The sequence below is a fragment of the Oleiphilus sp. HI0079 genome (genome assembly GCF_001635105.1).
Map to the genome: position 1 here is coordinate 1 of NZ_LWFT01000758.1, position 2,165 is coordinate 2,165.

Annotated in this window: 2 protein-coding genes; both read left to right on the forward strand. The window is 45.7% G+C overall.

The annotated features are described in order from the left end of the window. Positions 1-136 precede the first annotated feature (136 nt). The gene (msrP, locus tag A3750_RS14145) at positions 137-1,114 is read left to right on the forward strand and encodes a protein-methionine-sulfoxide reductase catalytic subunit MsrP (protein WP_068548384.1); all 978 of its coding nucleotides are present in this window, start codon (positions 137-139) and stop codon (positions 1,112-1,114) included. Next, positions 1,114-1,716: a sulfite oxidase heme-binding subunit YedZ gene (locus A3750_RS14150; RefSeq protein ID WP_068466037.1), complete on the forward strand. Its 603-nt coding sequence runs from the start codon at positions 1,114-1,116 to the stop codon at positions 1,714-1,716. Before msrP ends, A3750_RS14150 begins: the two co-directional genes overlap by 1 nt. Positions 1,717-2,165 lie beyond the last annotated feature (449 nt).

The following is a 2,165-nucleotide window of genomic DNA, read 5'->3' on the forward strand; positions in this document are numbered from 1 at the left end:
TGCTGCATCAGGCCCGGTCACAAGTCTTTTGCGTAAGGTCCGAAGCAAATAGCCTCTCAAGTAGGGGAACTTCTGTTCCCTTAATGGTCTAAGTGTGACTGTTTCTCGTAACTTAGGAAAACGAAAAGGTCGCGCCATGCTAATTAAGGTTAAGTCAAATTCTGATCCGCTCTCGTCAGAGATTACCCCTGAAAGCGTTTATCTCAATCGTCGAAGGTTTCTTTCTCTCGGAGCGACCGCTAGCGTTAGCTTGTCGCTCGGCGGGATGTCGTCGCTTTCTACGGCTGGCCCAATCGACCCATCTGGGTTCTCTGGTTTGAATTCGACGAATTATGCTCCGGGTGAAGCGGCAACACCATTCGAGACAGCGTCAACGTACAATAACTTCTATGAGTTTGGCACTAGTAAGGATGATCCTGCTCGATATGCGAATGAGATGACTGTAGATCCTTGGTCTGTAAAGGTAGAGGGGATGGCTGGGAAGACTGGTGTGTTTCCGTTGGAAGATCTGATCAAGGGTCTGGTTCTCGAGGAGCGAGTATATCGCTTAAGGTGTGTGGAGGCTTGGTCAATGGTCATTCCTTGGGTCGGTTTTCCGTTGAGAGATTTGATTACGCGTTTAGAGCCGCAGGGTTCTGCAAAGTATGTATTTTTTGAAACTTTGAATAGGCCGTCAGAAATGCGAGGGATGCGGTCCTTTAGTTCAACCATAGACTGGCCTTATGTTGAGGGGTTAAGAATGGATGAGGCGCTTCATCCCATGACGATGCTGGCGGTGGGTATGTATGGGAAAGAGTTGCCCAATCAGAATGGCGCTCCTTTGCGTTTGGTTGTTCCTTGGAAGTATGGCTTCAAGAGTATCAAGTCGATTTCTAAGATTCGATTTACGGATAAGCGTGAGAAGACTAGTTGGGAAAAGGCAGGGCCGTCAGAGTATGGGTTTTACTCTAATGTCAATCCGAAGGTTGATCATCCTCGCTGGAGCCAGAAAACAGAGCGGCGCTTGCCAAATACCTTGTTTAGCCCAAACAGGATTGAAACGCGTATGTTTAATGGCTATGCGGAGGAGGTTGAATCTTTGTATGCTGGTATGGATCTGAAAAAGAACTTTTGATGATGAATGGTTCTCGCCACTTGATAATCTGGTGGTCTTTATTTATCTCTTTGATGCTGCCGGCTCCCTATATCTTTTCGATGGCTTTGACGAATCAGCTTGGCGCAGAGCCTGCCAAGGCTTTGGTCGAATTTCTCGGTGAGGCCGCGCTCGTTATATTGATCCTTACCCTGTCTGTGACGCCCCTCCGAAAATTTCGAGCTCTACCGTCTTTTGTGCGGTATCGTCGGATGATTGGCTTGTACTCCTTTTTTTATGCGTTTCTGCACGTCTTTTCTTATGGAGCGTTTCTTGTTGATTGGTCCAACTTCGTAGAAGACTTGTATAAACGACCGTATGTTATTGCTGGGGCGCTTGGATTTCTAATCTTGCTTGCGCTCGCACTTACCTCTTTTAAGTTTGTAATCAGGAAAATGGGTAAGAGTTGGAAGAGATTGCATCGTCTTATCTATCTTTCGGCATTCGCCGCGTTGGTCCATGTATATTGGCAGGCTAGATCTGATTATCTCGAAGCAATTTTATTTGCGTTTCCGCTCATCATCCTTTTGCTTCTCAGGCTGCCGGTCTATCTGGAAAAGCGGGCTAGACTGGCTGTCAAATAACCATCTTGATCGTCTTTTGAGCGCTTTACGTTTTGATACATAAAAAGCCGGTTTTTTCTCGATAAAAGTGTTGCGCTTGTCGACGAGATATTTATAATGCGCGCTCGCTTTGAGAGACAGCCCGCAAGGGTTGAACGAAAAGCGAAGACGAGCCGGGTTAGCGGAGATATAGGCTATATAAGTACCTGGTTTTGTTGATGACTTTTCGCTGATTTGTTGGCTTCAAAAAATAAATCAGAAACTTAAAAAAAGTCGTTGACAACAATGTGAGGCTCTGTAGAATACGCGCCTCGCTTGAGGGAACGAAGCAGTTCATCAAGCACCGATCTTTAAAAATTAACCAAGCAATTCGTGTGGGCGCTGACTGAGATGATGTCACGTTAAAGCTTTGAAGTTCTTAGGAATTTCTAGCTATTAAGAGATTATCAAGTCAACGTTCTGTGAATTCA

What these genes read in the sequence shown, in the direction of transcription:
- msrP (WP_068548384.1), top strand. Translation starts at nt 137, where the DNA reads ATGCTAATTAAGGTTAAGTCAAATTCTGATCCGCTCTCGTCAGAGATT.
- A3750_RS14150 (WP_068466037.1), top strand. Translation starts at nt 1,114, where the DNA reads ATGATGAATGGTTCTCGCCACTTGATAATCTGGTGGTCTTTATTTATC.